Consider the following 18,089-nt stretch of genomic DNA (forward strand, 5'->3'; position numbering starts at 1 on the left):
AACCCGAAGAGAGCGCTGGAAAGCCCAGCAGTCTCGGCACGCGCCGTGAAACAACGGTGACGTTTCGTTGACAAATCTGCGTGATCGGCGCTCTACATTGGGGCATTCCGCGTCATGACAGCGCTGACAGTGCGTTATGTCACAGGGTGATACAATCGCTGGCTGCACTTTTTGACTTTGGTGAAGCCTGGTCCGGGCAATCGCCGTCCCGTCGACCATGTCCGCATCACCTCTGCATCCCGCCCTGCGCCGCTGGCTCCACAGCTTCATTCCTGCACCCGTGACGGTGCGCTGGAGCGAGCGCGTCCGTTCCGCCGTTGGCGCACTCGTCGGCATCCTCTTTACCGGCACGATGATGAAGATGGTGCCGGGCGCTGCCACGCTGATCCCGCTGCTGGTCGCGCCAATGGGCGCCTCGGCCGTGCTGCTGTTTGCGGTGCCGGCCAGTCCGCTCGCGCAGCCGTGGTCGATCATCGGCGGCAACCTGGTGGCGGCCACCGTGGGCGTGACGTTCGCGCTGCTGGTGGATGATCCGGTGATTGCGTCTGCGCTGGCCATCTCGGCGGCCATTGCTGGCATGTTTGCGCTGCGCTGTGTGCACCCGCCCTCGGGCGCAGTGGCACTCACCGCCGTGATTGGCGGCCCGGCCGTGCATGCGCTGGGCTATCGCTTCGTGCTGGAGCCGATCTTGATTCAGTCAGCGCTGCTGCTGGTGGGCGCGCTGGTGTACCACGCGGCCACGGGCCACCGGTATCCGCACGCGCAACGCCTGCCTGCGGCTGAACGCCCGCCCACGACGGCCGGCTTCACCCGCGCCGACATCGTCGCCGCGCTGCGCCGCCAGAGCGAGCTGCTCGACATTGACCCCGAAGACATCGAGGCCGTGCTGCGCGAGATGCAGCTCCAGGCCTACACCCGCACGTTCCAGGCGCTCACCTGCGCCGACATCATGACCACGCCGGTGGTCACGGTCTCGGCCGGCACGTCGATCCCCCGCGCGCTGCAACTGCTGCGTCAGCATGGCTTCAAGGCACTGCCGGTGGTGGACGAAGGACGGCGCGTGGTGGGGATCGTCACGCGCGTCGACCTGCTCGGCCTGGCGCCGGCAGACATGCGCCAGACGCTGCGCCGCTGGTTCAGCATTGGCGCGCTCACGCCGCCGCGCGTGGCCGATCACATGAAAACGCGCGTGCAGACCATCGCAGCCACTGCGCCCATGTCGGATCTTGTGCCGATGTTTGCCAGCGCCGGCCACCACCACATTCCGGTGCTGGATACCGATGGCCGACTGGCCGGCATCGTCACGGAATCGGACTTGGTGGGCGGGCTGTACCGTCAGGCCAACATCGAGCCGCAGGTGGCCTGAACTGAACTGCCATCAAGCCGCATCCATCGGCAACTCACGAAAGACGCCAAGCTGTTCCGCCGCCACCGAATACGCCACCAGGCGCGGATAATCCGCCGCCGGCACGCGATCCGGCACCATCAGCTGGATGAAAGCCCAGGCCACGGCCACCGTGACGCCGGCCTGCGTCAGCTCGCCTGCGTCCACGGGTAGCGGCGCATCCTTCCACTCCGCTTCCAGCGCTTCCAGCGCCGCCAGCAATTGGCTGTGCACGCGCTCGACCCAGGGCCCGTGCACTTTCTCGGTCGGACGCAGGTTGTGTTCATAGACGATCTGCACCGCTTTTTCGCACGCGGCCAGCGCCAGGCCGATCACGCGCAGTGCGTGCTGGCGTTCGGCAATGGCGGCTGGCATCAGGCTGCGGCCCGCCAGCGCTTCTGCGTAATCGATGATGAGCGTGGAGTCGATCAGCACGGTGCCGTCGTCGCACACCAGTGTGGGCGCCTTGACGACCGCGTTGATGGCGCGGAACTGGTCGAAATGCCGGAAGACGGACACCGACGCGTGCTCGAACGGCAGCCCGAGCAGCTTGAGCGAAATGGCCGTGCGGCGCACGTACGGGGAATCAAGCATGCCGATCAACTTCATGAAAACTCCTGACGAGTGTGGGCGTGTGGTGGTGGGAAAACTCCGGTGCGAAGCGCGCGGCTGCGCGGGCACGGATGCACATGATAGACAGCCAGCGCGAAGCGTGCCGGACGCCTCAGGCACGTTTTCTGCGTGCGAAATGTCACTTTAAGCCGTCTGATGCCGACGCCGGCCGGCCTCCCCATTTTCTAGAATGACCGCGACTCGGCCGCATTGTGCTGCCCGCCACAGAGGAGACCTTATGCCGTTTCTCGCGCATCACCATGACTGCCTCGGGTGGAAGGGTGAGATGGCGCAGCGCGTGCTGGCATTTGATTGGGCCGCCACCCAGTTGGGCCCGATCCAGGACTGGCCGAGCAGCCTGCACGCCGCGGTGCAAATGGTGCTGGCATCGCCCGTGCCGCTGGTCATGATGTGGGAACGCCACGGCTACATGATCTACAACGACGCTTACGCCGAATTCGCCGGCGGGCGTCATCCCTATCTTCTTGGTTGCCCGGTGGAACTCGGCTGGCCCGAAGTGGCTGACTTCAACCGGCACGTCATGGATGTCTGCCTGGGTGGCGGCACGCTGTCGTACCGGGACAAGGAACTCGTCCTGCTGCGCAACGGCCGCCCGGAAGATGTGTGGATGGATCTCTACTACAGCCCGCTGCCCGACGACAACGGCCGCCCGGCTGGCGTGCTGGCCATCGTGGTGGAAACCACCGAGCGCGTGCAGACCGAGCGCGAGCGACAAGCCGCCGAACAGGCGCTGCGCCAGTTGACCGAAACGCTGGAGCAGCGCGTGGCCGATGCGCTGTCTGCCCGCGCCGAAGTGGAAGCGCAATTGCGCCAGGCTCAAAAGATGGAAGCCATTGGCAACCTGACCGGCGGCGTGGCACACGACTTCAACAACGTGCTCCAGGTGATTGCCGGCAACCTGCAGTTGCTTTCAGTCGAAGCCCCGGGCAACACGCGCGTGCAGCATCGGATTGCCGCCGCCACGCGGGCCGTGCAGCGTGGCGCCACGCTAGCCGCGCAATTGCTTGCCTTTGCGCGTCGCCAGCAGCTCTCGCCGGCGGTCGTCAACCCGACGCGGCTGGTCCAGGGCATGAGCGAGATGCTGCACCGCGCGCTGGGCGAAGCCATCAAGGTGGAAACGCGCCTGGCCGACGACTTGTGGAACGTGCAGGCCGACCGCAACCAGCTCGAGAACGCGCTGCTGAACCTCGCCATCAACGCACGCGATGCCATGCGCGGTGGCGGCATGCTGACCATCGCCGCCGACAACGTCACGCTCGGCAACAGACAAGCGCAAGGGCGCGACCAGCCCGCCCCCGGCGACTACCTCGTCTTCTCTGTCACCGACACCGGCGTGGGCATGCCGCCCGAAGTGGTCGAACACGTCTTCGAGCCCTTCTTCACCACCAAGCCCGACGGCCACGGCACGGGGCTGGGGCTGAGCATGGTGTTCGGCTTCGTCAAGCAGAGCGGCGGGCATATCGCCATCGACAGCACGGTTGGCCAGGGCACCACGGTGCAGCTCTACTTCCCACGCTGCACAGAGGCGGTTCCGGACGATGCCGTCGAGCTGCGCGACACCATCGTCACGCCCATGGGCGGGCGCGAGACCATCCTCGTGGTGGAAGACGATACCGACGTGCGCCTGACCGCCGTCGACATGCTGAGCCAGCTCGGTTACCGCGTGCTCACGGCAGCCAACGGCGAGGCCGCTCTCGAACTCATGAACAGCGACACGCCCATCGACCTGTTGTTTACCGACGTGATCATGCCGGGCTCCATCAAGGGCGGCGAACTGTCGATACGCGCCGCGCAACGCGTGCCGCCCCTGCCGGTACTGCTCGTCTCGGGCTACACGCGTGACGAGGTGCTGCACGACGGCCGGCTACCGCCCGGCGTGACGCTGCTCGGCAAGCCCTACCGACGTGACGACCTGGCGCGCATGGTGCGCAACGTGCTCACTGCCAGCCGCACCGCGCAGGCCCACGCGCAATCGGCATCGCCATCGGTAGGCCATGCCGTGGCGACGGACGTGTCACAACCACCTACGGTGCTGCTGGTGGAAGACGACACCGCCTCGCGCGAAGCCATGCAGGAGGTGCTCACCGCCTTTGGCCTGCAATGCATGGCCGCCGCCAATGCCGAAGACGCCCTTGTCCTTGCCCGCGCGCACCCCGTTCACGTGCTGCTGACCGACCTCACCCTGCCCGGCCAATCCGGCGCGGACCTCGCCCGCACGCTGCTGCGCCTGCAGCCGCAGATGGACGTGCTGCTGATGTCCGGCTACGGCACGGAGGCCGAGATTGGAGAGCCCATTGCCGGCGCACGCCTGCTCGGCAAGCCCATCGACCTGTTGACGCTGCGGCAGGCGCTGGTGCCCTGGCTAAGCGCCAGCATAAGTGCGGCCGACACGCAGGATGTGACGAACGCCGCATAATCGCAGCGCACTGTCACAAACGATCGCGCCCGCCCGTCTAGGGAGCATCATCCCTGGACGACACGCCCGCCATGACCAAGCCCAGCCCCGACCGCACCCTCCGCGCCGACAGCGAAGACACGACCTTCACCGCCGCCCGGCCCCGTCTCTTTGCGATTGCCTATCGCATGCTCGGCAGCCGGGCTGACGCGGAAGACGTGCTGCAAGACGCCTGGATGCGCTGGCACCAGACCGATCAGACCGCATTGCAATCGGCCGAGGCGTGGCTCGTGACGGTGGTCACCCGCCTGTCGATCGACCGCCTGCGCGCCGTCAAGACCGAGCGCGAAGCGTACGTCGGCTGGTGGCTGCCCGAGCCCCTGGTCGAACCGGAATCTGCCGCACCCACGCCCGAGGCCGCCGTGGAACTGGCGGGCGATTTGTCGATGGCCCTGCTGTGGGTGCTGGAGCGCCTGTCGCCCGAGGAGCGCGCGGCGTTTCTGATGCGCCAGGTGTTCGACCAGGACTACGCAGAGATTGCCGCCCTGCTGGGCAAAACTGAAGCCGCGTGCCGGCAGATGGTGCACCGCGCATCCGACCGCGTGCAGCAAGAGCGCCCGCGCTTTGATGTCGCGCCCGATGCGCATCGGGATTTGCTGGAGCGCTTTGCCGAAGCCTCACGCACGGGCCAACGCGACGCCATCCGCGCGCTGCTGGCAGACGACGCGCAACTGGTGGGCGATGGCGGCGGCAAAGTGCCTTCGTTCATGCGCATCATTCAAGACGCCGGCCAGATCACCAAGATCTACTGCGAGCTGGTGCGCGCCATGGGCGAGGTCCGCTACGTGCACGCCCGCGTGAATGGCGAACCCGGCCTGCTGCGCTACGTCAACGGCACGCTGGAATCGGCCCAGTCGTTCGTCATCGAAAACGGCCGCATCGTGGCCATCTACGTGGTGCGCAATCCGGACAAGCTGGCGCACATCGGCACTGCCGCATAAAAGAAAGCGAAGCATTTTTTTGGCCGGCTGTCACAACCCGGCTGCGCGGGGCGTCTTAAAGGTATGGAGCGACGCAAGGCACAAGCCAACGCCTGCCACAGCTCCTGGTGACCAACCCAAACCCTTTAGGAGCCTCTCATGTCGCAAGCCCCCCGCATCGCTTACTTCCAACTCGCACCGAAGGCGTTCAACAACCTGCTGAACCTGTCGAACGGCCTGCGCCGCGACTTGCTGGGCGCCAGGCTGGTCGACCTCGTGCTGCTGCGCGTGTCGCAAATCAACGGCTGCGCCTTCTGCATCGACATGCACTGGAGCGACCTCATCAAGATGGGCGAAGACCCGCGCCACCTGAACGCCGTGGCCGGCTGGCGCGAGGCCCCGTTCTTTACCGAGCGCGAGCGCGCCGCCTTGCGCTGGGCCGAGCTGGTCACCAACACCCCGCACAGCGATGCCAGCGACGAAGAGTTCGCCGGGCTGCGCGAGCACTTCAGCGATGAAGAGATCGCCGAGCTGAGCTTTGTGATCGTCACCATCAACAGCTGGAACCTGCTGAACGTGAGCCTGCGCAACCCGGTGCCGCTGAAGGCGCCCTATGTTGCAGCGGCGTAACAGGTACAGCGAGAAACCGCGCCAGTACGACGATCGCTGTACAGCAGCGCCTGCGCACACGCGTAGGCGCTGCACCTACAGGCTTAGCCGTGCAGGAAACGCACCATCAGCACTTCATCTGCATAGCCGGTGGTGGACTTGAGCGCGCGCGGCTCGACGCCGTAGGTTTCAAACCCGCAGCGCTCGTACAGCGCCAGCGCCGCATCGTTGCCCTGCACCACCGACAAGGTGAGCTGCTGAACCAACCCCGTTGCCGCCGCCACGATGCGCTCCACCAGCGCCACGCCCACGCCGCGCCCTCGCGCTGCCGGCGCCACGTAAAAGCCCCACACAAAACCCTTATGCGCAAGCTTCGCCAGCGTCTGCTGCTTGAAGCCCGCCATGCCGACGATGCGCGCGTCGCCGCCGTCTCCCTCATAGGCGCCCAGCACAATGGTGGTGGCCAGCCGCTCGGCAAAGGCTTCCATCGAGAGCCCGACTTCAGCCTCGTAGGTTGAGCCGAATGCATCGGGGGCATCCTTGAGCGCAGCCAGACGAATGGCGCAGTAGTCCGCCACATCGGCCGCATTGGCGGAAGAGAGCTGGCGGATCACGACGGCTTGGTTATTCGGGCTGGCATTGGACATGGCTGGCAGCGCGTGGGGCAAGAAGCGGACGAGAGCCGCCAGTATCGCGCCAATCACATGCACGAGACCTACAGCGCAGCCTCCGTCCATGAAGCCGAGGGCGTTGTCCGTCAATTGGCCTATGTCGGCGTGCGAACCCGGGTACCTATGCTTCGAGGAAACGCGAGTCAACAAACCGCGACAACCAGAAACGGGGGAAGCCATGGCCGAGCTTTTGATCGCCCACGCGCAACGCAGCAACAGCGCACACACACAGCCGACACCGGCACCGATCCCACCCGACGCTCCCAGGCACACACGTGGCATGCACGGCGCCGCGCTGGTGATGGCCGCCGCGCTGTCGCTCGGGCTCACCGCCTGCGGTGGCGGCGACGATGCAACCGCCACGACCCCACCGACGAATAACAACACGCCCGCGCCATCGCCTACGCCGTCACCCACACCGGCCCCTGCGCCTGCCCCGGCAACTTACTCCGTGGGTGGCACCGTCAGTGGCCTGGCCACGGGCAAATCCGTCACGCTGCTGGACAACGGCGGCGATGCGATTGTCGTCAATGCCAACGGCAGCTTCAACTTTCCGACCAAGCTCGCGCAGGGCAAGCCCTATGCAGCCACGGTCGGTACGCGTCCGTCGGGTGAGAACTGCACTGTCACCAACGGCAGTGGCATTGTGGGCACCAGCAACGTGACCACCATTGCGGTGGCCTGCGCGCCGCGGCCGCTGTTCGGCTATGCGGTCAACTCGAACGACGGCACGATCTCCGCCTTCACGCTGGACCTGACCACCGGCATGCCCACGGCCATTGGTGCATCGGTGCCTGTGGGGCAAGGGCCGCTGTCGCTGACCATCGACCCGGCGGGCAAGTACGTCTACGTGGCCAACGCCATCGACAACACCGTCACTACGCTCTCCATCAATGCCGATACCGGGCTGCTCACGGTCGTGGGTTCTGCCACGCCAACGGGCATGCAGCCGTACAGCATTGCGCGCACGCCCAACGGCAAGTTCGCATACACGAGCAACTATGGAGACAACACGCTGTCGGCGTTCTCCGTCAACACGGGCACCGGTGCGCTTACCGCCCTCGCGCCCATCACGGCCGGGGCCAACCCGTACACGATCGCCATCAACAGCGCAGGCACCTTCGCCTACGTGGTGAATGCCAACAGCGGCGCCACGCCGGGCACGGCCATGGCGTTTGCCATCAACACCACCACGGGCGCACTCACGCAGGTGGGCACCACGGTCAACACGGGCAATACGCCTCAGTTCATCGCGGTCAACTCGGCAGGTACCTACGCCTACGTGACCAACGCCGCAGACAACACCATCAACGTCTACAGCATCAGCAACACCGGCGCGCTCACCGCATCGGGCACACCGGTGGCGGCAGGCACCAACCCGTACTACATCGCCATCGCACCGTCGGGCGGCTTCATGTATGTGACCAACGTGCTGGCCAACACCGTCAGCGTCTTCAGCATCAACCCGGCCAACGGCGCGCTCACGCTGGTCGACACCACGCCCACCGGCAACGCGCCCGTGACCGTGCTCGTGAACCCCGCCGGCACCTTCGCCTACGTGGTCAACGCCGTAGACAACCGCGTCAGCGCGTACAGCATCAACAGCACCACCGGCAAGCTGACCGCCGTGGCAAGCGGATCGGCTGCCACCGGCAACATCCCACGCGGGATGGCGATTGTGGCGGTGCCTTGAGGGTGAGCTGAATCGGTTTGCGCGAATGCAAAGCCCCTCGCGATGGCGAGGGGCTTTTTTTGTATTCCGGCGTTCACCCATTGGGCCCTGCAGCGCCTGAAAGGTGCTATTTCTGCGGTTTATTAACACCTCTTAATCCAGCCCAGTGCGCGATTCCAATACCATCGCCTAGCCCAGACCGGCGGCACCTCGAATGACGCTTCATTTGAGTGATGCGAGAACACCGGCAGAGCGCGTTCGCGATACCGCCGCCCATCGTGTTGACCCCACTCGACGACATGGGCGCGACGCCGCCCAAGGAACCGTAACGTGGCCAACAGCATCCTCCAGGAACTGGCACAAAGCATGGCGGCACGCCCGAGCCCCCAGCGCACTGCCCTGGCCGACGCCACCACGCTCCAACACCTGGGGGACCACCTGTTTGCGCAAGTGGACCCGCTGCTCGACGGCCCACCGCCATCGTCACTGTGGGTACTGATCAGCCCGCAGATCACGGACCCGCTTGCGAACGCACGCCGTCGCAGCGAAGCAGTACCGTTACCCATCGCGCCTGACATCATGCGGCCCGAGCAGCGCCCTTACCTGCTCCCGCTCGGCGGCTTCGGTCGCGATGACACGATCGATTTCACGCTCGACCTCGCCTGGGCCGAAGCCACCCGCCATCCCGACAGGGAGACCCGGGGCTCATCGGTTTGCGCATGGCTGGTCTTTCCGGCAGAGCAGGCTCGACACGTTGCGCACGAGATGGCGATGCAGACCAAGCACCGCTGGCCCGGATCACACGCACGCTATCTGCGCCTGTGGGACCCGCGCGTATTTGAACTGCTCACCGGCTTGGGCGATGCCGAACCACTGGTGCGCTACGCAGCCAGCACCAACGGCGTGTGGTGGCTGAACCGTGCAGGCGCGTTGCAGCGCTACCCAGCGCCGGCACCGACTACGCCCTTGGCCGACGCAACATGGCCGGAGACCGCCAAGGCGATGCTGCGCAACAGCGGCACCATCAACGCCGTACTGAACGCATTACAGGACGCCGAACACAACGTCGTGCAGCCTCCATTGGCCGCCGCCATTCTGTCGTTGCTCGAACGCGCAAGCAGCGCGTGGAGCCTCACCAACGAGCTCGACCGCATCATCTACGCCTTGTACGGCGTTCTGATTTCCCCGCAGTTCGATCAAGACACCAACGTGCGCGAGGCCATGCTCGCCGCGCGTGCCCAGGGTGACTCACCCATCGCGGCACTCGCCGGCTTCGACGCAGCGTTCTGGGAGCGACACAGCCATGCCTGACCACGCCAAGCTGCAAAAGGCCATCGCAGCGGCCAAAGAGAACAATCTGCCAGTGCAGCCGCCCGAGTGCCCGAGTTGCGACAAGTCGGGCCTGACGATGCTCGTGACGCTGTACGCTGCCCTGCCGCCACAGTACTTTCGGCCAGGAGAGTCCGACTGGATACAGGAAGCTGGCATGCTCGATCAGCAGGGCTACCTTGCCGGCCGGCCATTGCAAGCATCGCAATATGTGCTGCGCCGCATGCGCGCCGGGTGGCTCTATGTCTACTATCCGGAAGACCCCTCGTGGGAAATCTACACCGTGCAGCCCGATGGGCGTATGCAACGCATGGCGCCGGACTTGGCCGGGGCAATGGGCGGTCATCCTGCAACATGCTCCCGCTTGGCCAACACCCCGGATGCACTGCTGCTCACCATCGCCGAGCCAACGAGGCGTCCTACCGCCTGGATCGGCTTCTCGGATGCACGCTGGACGAAGCGCGTGCGCGACAACGTGGCCAAGGACCCCGCTGCCTTCCACATGAAGAAGATCATGCCGAAGAAGGTGTGCGAGTCGACCGTGATGGTCAACATGGGACCGTTGAGCCTGATTGGCGACGGCGTGCTCAAGAACCAGGTGATGGGGTTCCAGCAGCGCGTTGATCGTCGCACCTTGCTGGTGGAGGCTTACAGCCGGCCCACGCCGTGCACGGAAGCCTCGCTCTTGAACGTCATGAAGCGCAACAATGCTCCGTACAAGATTGAGGGGCTTCTTTTGCCGCTGGAAGATGACATTGGCATCGCCACGCAGTTGAACTACTACCGCAACTGCGCGCTGGCCGACATCATGGGGAATACGGACGGGAAAGGAAAACCGTACACCGATGCTGAGCGCGATCTGATGGCAACGGCGGGATTGATTGAAGGCACACCGTTCGGCGAACAGAAAGAAAAAGTCGAGAGCAAGCTGAACAAGGACAACTACGCCAACTACCTCTCCAAGTATCGCCGTTGCACCGACGCCGCTGCCGACTTCGACAAGCGATCCGCCGACTACGTTGCCTGGATGCAGTTCCTGCCGGCACGGCGCCACCCGGATGTATTCGACGCCAAGGACACGACGATGGCCGCACACCTGGGCCATTGCGTTGCCAACATGTTTGAAGGCTGCGGCATCAACAACGACGAATTCCAAAAAATTTTGCTGCCGCAACTCAAGCTCGACACCGTCGACAGCAAGCGGCTTTTCTGGAGAGGCGTCGCCGCTAATCAGGAAGACCTGCTCGACAAGCTGCTGCCTCACAAGGGAAAGGTTGGCGAAGGCAGCAAGATGTACATTGAGGCGCGCGATCAGATTGCCTATCTCAAGGAAATACGCGAGCTCAAGAACGAAGCCGCACATCTGAACTCGGAAAACGCAAAGCGCCTGATGCAAGTCGTCAGTGGTCGCATGCGCCAGTTGCTCAAGGCGGACCCCAAGCTGTATCGGCAGACATTCCGGCGTATTCAGGCCGCCGCATTGACTGCGGAAGACGTGGCCATCCTGCAGGTCAAGGTCAAAGGCGGTGCAGCGGGTTTCCTTGCCCACTTGCGACGCGCCAATGGCGACGGCAAAGGCCTGAGCGTCGGCACGACCAAAACGGCCTACAACCGTCCGCTTCCCGCAGAAACGCTGCCCGACAACCTGAAGGGCAAACCCGGCGGCAAGGTGATGACGACGGTACCCAAGACGGCCAAGCAACTCGACGAGTACCTGGAGGTGCTTGGAGAACAGTGGCCCAAGGGCAAACCTATGCCGGCGCAGTTTGGCAAGGTGGCCGAACTGGCAGACGCAACGCATGCAATACCCGAGAGTGAAATCCTGAAGTTTGAGGAAGCGCCCTCGTTGAAAGGCGTCAAGGGTTACGGGGCATTCTCTGCGGGCCTTGCGGCGTTGCGGATCTCTTCGCTGGGTCAGAGCCTGAATGAGCTTGGCGTGGATATCAGCGAGGCTCAGCATGGAGATGCCAACTGGGGGCGTCTAGTCAAAGACATATCGGAAGCTTCGGCATCTGCGGTCGCCATCTGGCAGGCGAGCTATGAACTCCGATATGTGGCCAGCCAGATCGCCAACAAAGGGGTCAAGACGGCGGAGTTCTATCGACTGACCGCCGCTGCAGGCCGGCTGGTGATGGCCGTTTCCATCATCGAAGGCAGCCTGGGCATCTGGGATGCGACCAAGCTTTGGAAAGAAGGCGACCACGGCGCCGCCAGGGCGAAGACCGCTTCCGGCGTGGCCGGCATCGCCAGCGGCGTTGCCTACTACGCCTACACACGCATGGTGGCCAAGGCGGCGTTGGAGGGTCTGGCCAAGCGCGCGGCAACTACGGCCGCAGGCGAAGTTGCCGCCGGCTTGGCTGTGGCGGGAGAAACCGCGGCAGTGGGCGCGGAAGTCTCTGCTGAAGTGCCCCCGGTTGCCATGTGGATCGGCATCGCCTCCGGCGTGTTGACCGTAGCGTCGTGGGGCTTCGGCTTCTGGTCGGACCACCTTGTCACCAGCCCGTTTGCAAAATGGGCCGACCGTAGTTTGCTCGGCGTCCGTTCGCACGACTGGGGGCGCCCCTATTCCAGTACGCGCCAGCAACTGGACGCGCTGCTACGCCTGTTCTACTCGGTCAAACTCGAGAAGGCCTCGGCATTTGGAAACCCCGACGCCATCAAGATCGAGATTCCGGTGTTTGGCGATGCCACCGAAATGGACATTCAGATCAAGGCACCGAAGTCTTCCGGGCACGGCGTGATAGCCCGATATCTGCTCAATGGCACAGGGCGTTCCAAAGTGACCGCCAAGGAATTCCATCTGGAAAACGTGATCCACACTGAAGCCTCCAAGCAGGTGCATGCCCGCGCCAGTGTGGAAGGCGAGGGGCTCTCCATCCTGATCTGGTTTGGTGGAGGCGACAACTATGAAGCCGGCCGATGGAAGAATGCCATCACAGACGTGCTGGTGCCCGGCGCCGGCCTCTTCCGGACAGGCAAGGCACTCATCCAGGGCGTGCCCGACGCGGAGGTACAGTACTGGCCCAATCGTGCCGCATACAAAGATTTCGTCGTGGACGGCCGTTCCGCTGACGAGGTCGCTGAAGCCCAGGAGAAGGAGCCCGCCCATGGTTGAGAGGTGGCATGCGTAACCCGTCTCACCTGTCGCCGCATCAGCCGTCGCCCTCCAGCGCAGCTGGCGGCGCCGAAGCGTTGCTGCAAGGTGAGTTGCCCCAGCATAGCGATGCGGCGCCCGAGCCGCCCCCGCGCAGCATCATCAAGCTCGATACGCGCTCCATGGTGTGGGCCTATGACGAGATCGCGTCCGATGTTGAAGCGCTCAGCCCGTTCATGGCGCTCGCGCTGTTGTTCGGGTTGTCCGTTCTTGTGCCGATGACGGTGCTTGGGTTCTTTGAAAAAAACCAGCCGCTGTCCGGGCAGATCGTCACGGGCGTGATATCGGCCGTACTGATTCCGGCGTGCCTTGTCGGCATCGTGTACCTGCTCAAGATCAGCCTGTTCAGCCGATACGCAAATCTGCATTTCAACCGCAGGACGCGCAGCATCTACACACAGGAAGGCAAGGCGGCCGTCCGGCTCGACTGGAACCATGTGCGCCCATTTGCGTCAGCCGTGCCCGGCCCGTTGACCATGGGTGCAACCCCGGCCTGGGCGTTGGTGCTAGTGGAATTCAGTACCGGGCCATCCCCCCGGCCGATACAACGTATGCGTGTGCAGGGCATCCTCCCCAGCCGGGATGCATGCCAGCGCCTATGGGAACTCATTCGCCGCTACATGGACGAGGCGCCCGAGGCGCTCCCCGAACTTGAGGTCGTGCCCGGCGGACGCACGTGGCAGAACGCCTTGCTGGACTTCGGACCGATGCGGGAAATCAGCCCCACCGACTCGTCAGAAGACATTGCGGCGGGCGTCATCGGCCGCCTGCGCAAGCGTAACTGGTGGCCGGCCATCGGACCATTCCGCATCTTCTGGTGGATCATCTTCTGGCCCGGACCGCTGTCGACCATTCTGTACGAACGATTCCGTCGCGAAGCACAGTTACCCACAGCGTGGATAGCCGATGAAGCGCCCACCGCCGATGAAGCCAATCCATACCGCATCCGCAGCAAGGCGCCTCACGAGCGCGCGGGACGCCGCAAAGCGACCTGGATCATCGGCATCGTATGCACCGTGTGCATCGCGCTGGGCGCGAGCGCTTGGGCATTCGCATTCCACATTGCCTTCCAGTCGTTTCTGATCGACATCTGGGGCGAACTCTTTCGCAAACTCTAAGAACACACCCGACACAACACCATGGACGCGCTTTCCAACCCACCCTCCCGCCAACCCCTGCGCCGGTACAGCGCCGTTGTCGCCCTGCTGCTCATCACCGGCGGTCTGTGCCTCGCGCTGGGCCAGTCCAAAGACATCGGCTGGCTGGCCGCGCTGAACTGGCATCTCGGTTATGACGCTGCGGGCACTGCGTTGCTGTGGCTGGGCGGGTTGTTGATGCTGCCGCAACTCGCTTACTCGCTATGGGTGACGCGCGGGCCGGGAGTGCGCGGCGGGATGTATCGGCAGGTTGGTGTTGCGCTTGCTGCCGCAGTGGCGCTGCTGGTGCTGGCCATCGCGCCGGACAACGTGAGCATTGAGCACGTTCACCTGAGAGACGCTGCAAACAACACGAGCGACGAACCGAAGCCGGTTGGCACCACGCAAGAGACTACGTACGCGTTCCACGGATTCCGGGCCCTGCCCGGCCCCCGCATCGAGCGGAATGCGGCTTCCGCACCGGTTGAGTCCGTTGAGGGCAGGCCGAGCCGCGTTGTCTGGCGCGGCGATCACACCGCCCTGCTGGGCACGCTGGACACATTTGAAGCCTACGCCCCGGACGATGCCCAAGCGCAGGGCTATGAATGCCTGGTACGGACGCAGCGCTACTTCGGCCCGTTTTCGGTACTGCGTCTGTCCAACGTGCGGGACACGGCAGAGGCGGCCGCCCGGCCGGAATGCAACCCGCTCGGGCGCGCCCAGTAGCGCCATCCCAGCCGCGGTGGGTGCAGCCGCTGGCCGTGGCCTTCTTGTTGCGGGCGCACGCGGTCGCCCGCAACAGGCTCACACGTCGATCGCCGAGGTGGAGTTCACCTTGCGGCGCAGCTCGTACTTCTGGATCTTGCCTGTCGACGTCTTGGGCAGCGGCCCGAAGAACACCGCTTTGGGCACCTTGAAGCCGGCCAGCAATGTCTTGCAATGCGCGATCAGGTCTTCTGCGGTGGCGGTGGCGCCGTCTTTGAGTTCAACGAAGGCGCACGGTGTTTCGCCCCACTTGGCGTCGGGCTGGGCGACCACGGCGGCAGCCAGCACGGCGGGGTGGCGGTACAGCGCGTCTTCCACCTCGACGCTTGAGATGTTCTCGCCGCCGGAGATGATGATGTCCTTGCTGCGGTCCTTGATCTTGATGTAGCCGTCGGGCATGCAGACGCCCAGGTCGCCGGTGTGGAACCAGCCGCCGGCAAAGGCCTCGCGCGTGGCCTTCTCGTTCTTGAGGTAGCCCTTCATGCAGATGTTGCCGCGGAACATGATCTCGCCAATGGTCTCGCCATCGGCCGGCACGGGCTGCATGGTTTCCGGGTTGAGTACCGCCACCTGCGATTGCAGGTGGTACCGCACGCCCTGGCGCGCCTTCATCGTGGCGCGGTCGTGCTCGGGCAGCGTGCGCCATTCGTCCTGCTCGGCACAGACGGCGGCGGGGCCGTACACCTCGGTCAGGCCGTAGACGTGCGTCAGCTCGAAGCCCATGGCTTCCATCTGCGCCAGCACGGCCGCCGGCGGCGGTGCGCCCGCCACCATGCCGCGCACCGGCCCGCGCAAGCCCTCGCGCCAAGACGGCGGCGCGTTCACCAGCGCGGTGTGCACGATGGGCGCTGCGCAGTAGTGCGTCACGCCCTCGTCGCGCATGAGGTCGAACACCAGCTTCGGCTCGAACTTGCGCAGGCAGACGTTCACGCCCGCGCGCGCCGCGATCGTCCACGGAAAGCACCAGCCATTGCAGTGGAACATCGGCAGCGTCCAGAGATAGACCGGATGCTTGGGCAGATCCCACTCCAGGATGTTCGATACCGCGTTGATGGTGGCGCCACGATGGTGATAGACCACGCCCTTCGGGTCACCCGTGGTGCCCGAGGTGTAGTTGAGCGCAATCGCATCCCACTCATCGGCCGGCATCTGCCACGCATAGTGCGGGTCGCCCGAGGCGAGGAAGGATTCGTAATCGGTGTCGCCAAACGGCTCGGCCTGCGGGCCCAGGGCATCGTTCACGGCAATCACTTTCAGGCCGGGAATCTCCAGCGCCATCTGGCGGGCCACGTCGGCAAACTCGGTGTCGGCCAACAGTACACGGGCTTCGCCATGGCGCAGCATGAAGACGAGGTTGGCGGCGTCCAGGCGAATGTTGAGCGCGTTGAGCACGCCGCCGGCCATCGGCACCCCGAAATGTGCCTCCACCATGGCCGGTGTGTTCGGCAAGAGCGCCGCCACCGTATCGCCACGGCCGACGCCGGCCAGCGCCAGCGCACTGGCCAGGCGGCGCGCGCGCACATAGGTGTCGCGCCAGTTCTGGCGCACGGCGCCGTGCACGATCGCCAGACGGTCACCATAGACGTCTGCCGCGCGGGCAAGAAATTCGATCGGGGTGAGCGGGACGAAGTTGGCCGCGTTGCGGGCCAGACCGCTATCAAAATCCGTGGGCATTGCTGTGTCTCCGTGCGCCGGGCGCTGTTGCTTTTTGTTGGGCAACGCTATCATCTGCTAGCTTCCGCACTCTGTCACTTGGATGACAAACCGCCCGGAAACCCGCGCCACACCAAGGCTGACGGGTTTCTTACAAAGCGACGGCAGAGCCCCACGCGCCCCCGCCACCCTTTGACCGAGTGCCCACGCCTGCCATGAACGCAACCCGCGCCCCCACGCCCGCCACACAACTGGAAGGCCATGCGTGGTTCACCGCGCTGGCGCCTGAACACCAGGCCCTGGCCGCGCGAGAAACCGTGCTGCAGGCATTCGAGCCCGGCGCCTTCATTGCCCGGCGCGGTGAGCCGTCTCGCTACTGGATCGGCGTCGACACCGGCCTCATCAAGCTGGCGGTGTACACCTCCGACGGGCGCGGCTGCACGTTCTCGGGCGTGCCCGCGGGCGGCTGGTGCGGCGAGGGCAGCGTCATCAAGCGCGAGGACCGCCGCTATGACGTGATCGCCATCCGCGCCTCGCAAGTGCTGCTGGTGCCCGAACCCGTGTTCAACACGCTGCTCGCCCAGAGCCTGCCCTTTGCCAGCTTTGTCGTGCGCCAGCTCAACGAGCGTATGGGCCAGTTCATTGCCACCGTGCAGAACGACCGGCTGCTGAGCGCCGATGCGCGCGTGGCGCAAGCGATTGCGCAGTTGTTCCACCCCGCGCTGTACCCGCGCACGAGCACCGTGCTGGAACTGTCGCAGGAAGAGATCGGGCTGCTGACGGGACTGTCGCGCCAGCGCGTCAACCGCGCGCTGCAGCGTCTGGCCGAAGGCGGCATGATTGCGCTGTCATACCAGACCATCCGCGTGACCGACCTTGAGCGGCTGCGGCTCTTCGGCTTGTCGGAGCTGTAAGCGCCGCCGGACTCTGTCACCCGAGCGACATTGCCCCTGTTGCGCGCAGTCTTAGAATCCTGCGACAGTCGCGCTTCACCCGCCGCCTTATCGGTCAGCCATGCCACTCATCAGCCGTGCCCATGTCCGTCTCTCGCGCCTGCGCTTTCCGTTTGCGGTGCGCGTGCAGGCCGAGCTGGGCAGCGCGTGCCTGCGCGATGCCAATGGGCGGCGCGAAGTGCGCCCGGGTGACCCCTTTGTGGTGCCTGCCTTCGCGCATTTCGGCTGCGAGATACCGGGCACTGTGTGGCAGCCATGCGCCATCAGCTTCAAGGCCGTGCCCGACGCAGGCTGCCCCCGCATGGCCGCCATCCAGCATGACAAGCCCTGGGCACGCGCACTGGCCACGCTGGTGTTCGAACACCCCGCGCAGGCATGGAAAGCGGACTTGCTCAGCGAGTGCTGGCAGGCCTGCCCGCGTCAGGTGCGTGCGCGTCTGTTTGCTGAAGGTGAAGCGCTGCATGCCCTGGTGCGCGAGCAACGCGCCGCGTGGGCGCTGTACCAGTTGGCGCTGATGTGCGGCAATGCCGAGCCCGAAGGTGAAGCCGAAGCGCTGCATGCGGTGGCCCGGCGGGCCGGCCTGCGCAACGTACGCACCTTGAATGAAACATGCGCAAGCCTGTTCGGAGTGGAGCTGGGCGCCCTGCTGGCGCGCAACGCAGATTCGGCCTGCGGTGCGGTGCACGGTAGCGCCGCCCCATTGGAGCGGTGGGCGCAGCCGCTGGCGATGGCCGTTTAAGCGCTGCGCCGCAACC

General features: G+C 65.0%; 14 protein-coding genes. 11 read left to right on the plus strand and 3 right to left on the minus strand.

The window, feature by feature from the left end; genetic code table 11:
* Positions 1-217: 217 nt before the first annotated feature.
* The gene (locus BG83_RS0112055) at positions 218-1,366 is read left to right on the plus strand and encodes an HPP family protein (RefSeq protein WP_024976960.1); all 1,149 of its coding nucleotides are present in this window, start codon (positions 218-220) and stop codon (positions 1,364-1,366) included.
* Positions 1,367-1,378: 12 nt separating this feature from the next.
* On the opposite strand, the gene BG83_RS0112060 is transcribed toward BG83_RS0112055, so the two are convergent.
* Entirely contained in the window at positions 1,379-1,993 is a 615-nt protein-coding gene (locus tag BG83_RS0112060; protein WP_024976961.1) for a glutathione S-transferase, read from the minus strand.
* Between the two features lie 241 nt (positions 1,994-2,234).
* Here BG83_RS0112060 and BG83_RS0112065 point away from each other — a divergent pair, with 241 nt between their 5' ends.
* The 3 genes from BG83_RS0112065 to BG83_RS0112075 all read left to right on the plus strand — a co-directional run bounded on the left by BG83_RS0112065 (position 2,235) and on the right by BG83_RS0112075 (position 6,022).
* Positions 2,235-4,433: a response regulator gene (locus tag BG83_RS0112065; RefSeq protein WP_024976962.1), complete on the plus strand. Its 2,199-nt coding sequence runs from the start codon at positions 2,235-2,237 to the stop codon at positions 4,431-4,433.
* 71 nt (positions 4,434-4,504) lie between these two features.
* Positions 4,505-5,413 carry an RNA polymerase sigma-70 factor gene (locus BG83_RS0112070; RefSeq protein ID WP_024976963.1) on the plus strand — a complete coding sequence of 303 codons (909 nt, stop codon included), beginning with the start codon at positions 4,505-4,507 and terminating at the stop codon, positions 5,411-5,413.
* Between the two features lie 138 nt (positions 5,414-5,551).
* Entirely contained in the window at positions 5,552-6,022 is a 471-nt protein-coding gene (locus BG83_RS0112075; protein WP_024976964.1) for a carboxymuconolactone decarboxylase family protein, read from the plus strand.
* 83 nt (positions 6,023-6,105) lie between these two features.
* Here BG83_RS0112075 and BG83_RS0112080 read toward each other — a convergent pair whose 3' ends face one another.
* A complete protein-coding gene (locus BG83_RS0112080; protein ID WP_024976965.1) occupies positions 6,106-6,648 on the minus strand; it encodes a GNAT family N-acetyltransferase in 543 nt (180 codons plus the stop codon).
* A gap of 202 nt (positions 6,649-6,850) precedes the next feature.
* Here BG83_RS0112080 and BG83_RS0112085 point away from each other — a divergent pair, with 202 nt between their 5' ends.
* From BG83_RS0112085 to BG83_RS0112105, 5 genes are all read left to right on the plus strand, one after another.
* Complete coding sequence (locus tag BG83_RS0112085) at positions 6,851-8,365, plus strand: lactonase family protein (RefSeq protein WP_024976966.1); 1,515 nt, start codon at positions 6,851-6,853, stop codon at positions 8,363-8,365.
* A gap of 309 nt (positions 8,366-8,674) precedes the next feature.
* Complete coding sequence (locus BG83_RS0112090) at positions 8,675-9,655, plus strand: hypothetical protein (protein ID WP_024976967.1); 981 nt, start codon at positions 8,675-8,677, stop codon at positions 9,653-9,655.
* Positions 9,648-12,788, plus strand: coding sequence for a toxin VasX (locus BG83_RS0112095; RefSeq protein WP_024976968.1), 3,141 nt, complete (start codon positions 9,648-9,650; stop codon positions 12,786-12,788). The genes BG83_RS0112090 and BG83_RS0112095 overlap by 8 nt, the downstream gene beginning before the upstream one ends.
* Before the next feature lie 8 nt (positions 12,789-12,796).
* Positions 12,797-13,945 carry a hypothetical protein gene (locus tag BG83_RS0112100; protein WP_024976969.1) on the plus strand — a complete coding sequence of 383 codons (1,149 nt, stop codon included), beginning with the start codon at positions 12,797-12,799 and terminating at the stop codon, positions 13,943-13,945.
* Between the two features lie 21 nt (positions 13,946-13,966).
* Positions 13,967-14,689: a hypothetical protein gene (locus BG83_RS0112105; protein WP_024976970.1), complete on the plus strand. Its 723-nt coding sequence runs from the start codon at positions 13,967-13,969 to the stop codon at positions 14,687-14,689.
* 78 nt (positions 14,690-14,767) lie between these two features.
* Here the strand turns inward: BG83_RS0112105 and BG83_RS0112110 are convergent, their stop codons facing one another.
* On the minus strand, positions 14,768-16,402 hold the full coding sequence (locus tag BG83_RS0112110; RefSeq protein WP_024976971.1) for an acyl-CoA synthetase: 1,635 nt from the start codon (positions 16,400-16,402) through the stop codon (positions 14,768-14,770).
* 194 nt (positions 16,403-16,596) lie between these two features.
* Between BG83_RS0112110 and BG83_RS0112115 the strand changes: the two genes are divergently transcribed.
* Together BG83_RS0112115 and BG83_RS0112120 are read left to right on the plus strand one after the other, a co-directional pair.
* Positions 16,597-17,295 carry a Crp/Fnr family transcriptional regulator gene (locus BG83_RS0112115; RefSeq protein WP_024976972.1) on the plus strand — a complete coding sequence of 233 codons (699 nt, stop codon included), beginning with the start codon at positions 16,597-16,599 and terminating at the stop codon, positions 17,293-17,295.
* A gap of 100 nt (positions 17,296-17,395) precedes the next feature.
* Positions 17,396-18,073, plus strand: a complete 678-nt coding sequence (locus tag BG83_RS0112120) for a hypothetical protein (protein WP_024976973.1) — start codon at positions 17,396-17,398, stop codon at positions 18,071-18,073.
* The last annotated feature ends 16 nt before the right edge of the window (positions 18,074-18,089 follow it).

This window comes from Ralstonia pickettii, assembly GCF_000607165.1.
GTDB lineage: Bacteria > Pseudomonadota > Gammaproteobacteria > Burkholderiales > Burkholderiaceae > Ralstonia > Ralstonia holmesii.

Bases quoted from the DNA above. Each gene is read 5' to 3' on its own strand.
- BG83_RS0112055 (WP_024976960.1), top strand. From the start codon at position 218: ATGTCCGCATCACCTCTGCATCCCGCCCTGCGCCGCTGGCTCCACAGC.
- BG83_RS0112060 (WP_024976961.1), bottom strand. From the start codon at position 1,993: ATGAAGTTGATCGGCATGCTTGATTCCCCGTACGTGCGCCGCACGGCC.
- BG83_RS0112065 (WP_024976962.1), top strand. From the start codon at position 2,235: ATGCCGTTTCTCGCGCATCACCATGACTGCCTCGGGTGGAAGGGTGAG.
- BG83_RS0112070 (WP_024976963.1), top strand. From the start codon at position 4,505: ATGACCAAGCCCAGCCCCGACCGCACCCTCCGCGCCGACAGCGAAGAC.
- BG83_RS0112075 (WP_024976964.1), top strand. From the start codon at position 5,552: ATGTCGCAAGCCCCCCGCATCGCTTACTTCCAACTCGCACCGAAGGCG.
- BG83_RS0112080 (WP_024976965.1), bottom strand. From the start codon at position 6,648: ATGTCCAATGCCAGCCCGAATAACCAAGCCGTCGTGATCCGCCAGCTC.
- BG83_RS0112085 (WP_024976966.1), top strand. From the start codon at position 6,851: ATGGCCGAGCTTTTGATCGCCCACGCGCAACGCAGCAACAGCGCACAC.
- BG83_RS0112095 (WP_024976968.1), top strand. From the start codon at position 9,648: ATGCCTGACCACGCCAAGCTGCAAAAGGCCATCGCAGCGGCCAAAGAG.
- BG83_RS0112100 (WP_024976969.1), top strand. From the start codon at position 12,797: ATGCGTAACCCGTCTCACCTGTCGCCGCATCAGCCGTCGCCCTCCAGC.
- BG83_RS0112105 (WP_024976970.1), top strand. From the start codon at position 13,967: ATGGACGCGCTTTCCAACCCACCCTCCCGCCAACCCCTGCGCCGGTAC.
- BG83_RS0112110 (WP_024976971.1), bottom strand. From the start codon at position 16,402: ATGCCCACGGATTTTGATAGCGGTCTGGCCCGCAACGCGGCCAACTTC.
- BG83_RS0112115 (WP_024976972.1), top strand. From the start codon at position 16,597: ATGAACGCAACCCGCGCCCCCACGCCCGCCACACAACTGGAAGGCCAT.
- BG83_RS0112120 (WP_024976973.1), top strand. From the start codon at position 17,396: ATGCCACTCATCAGCCGTGCCCATGTCCGTCTCTCGCGCCTGCGCTTT.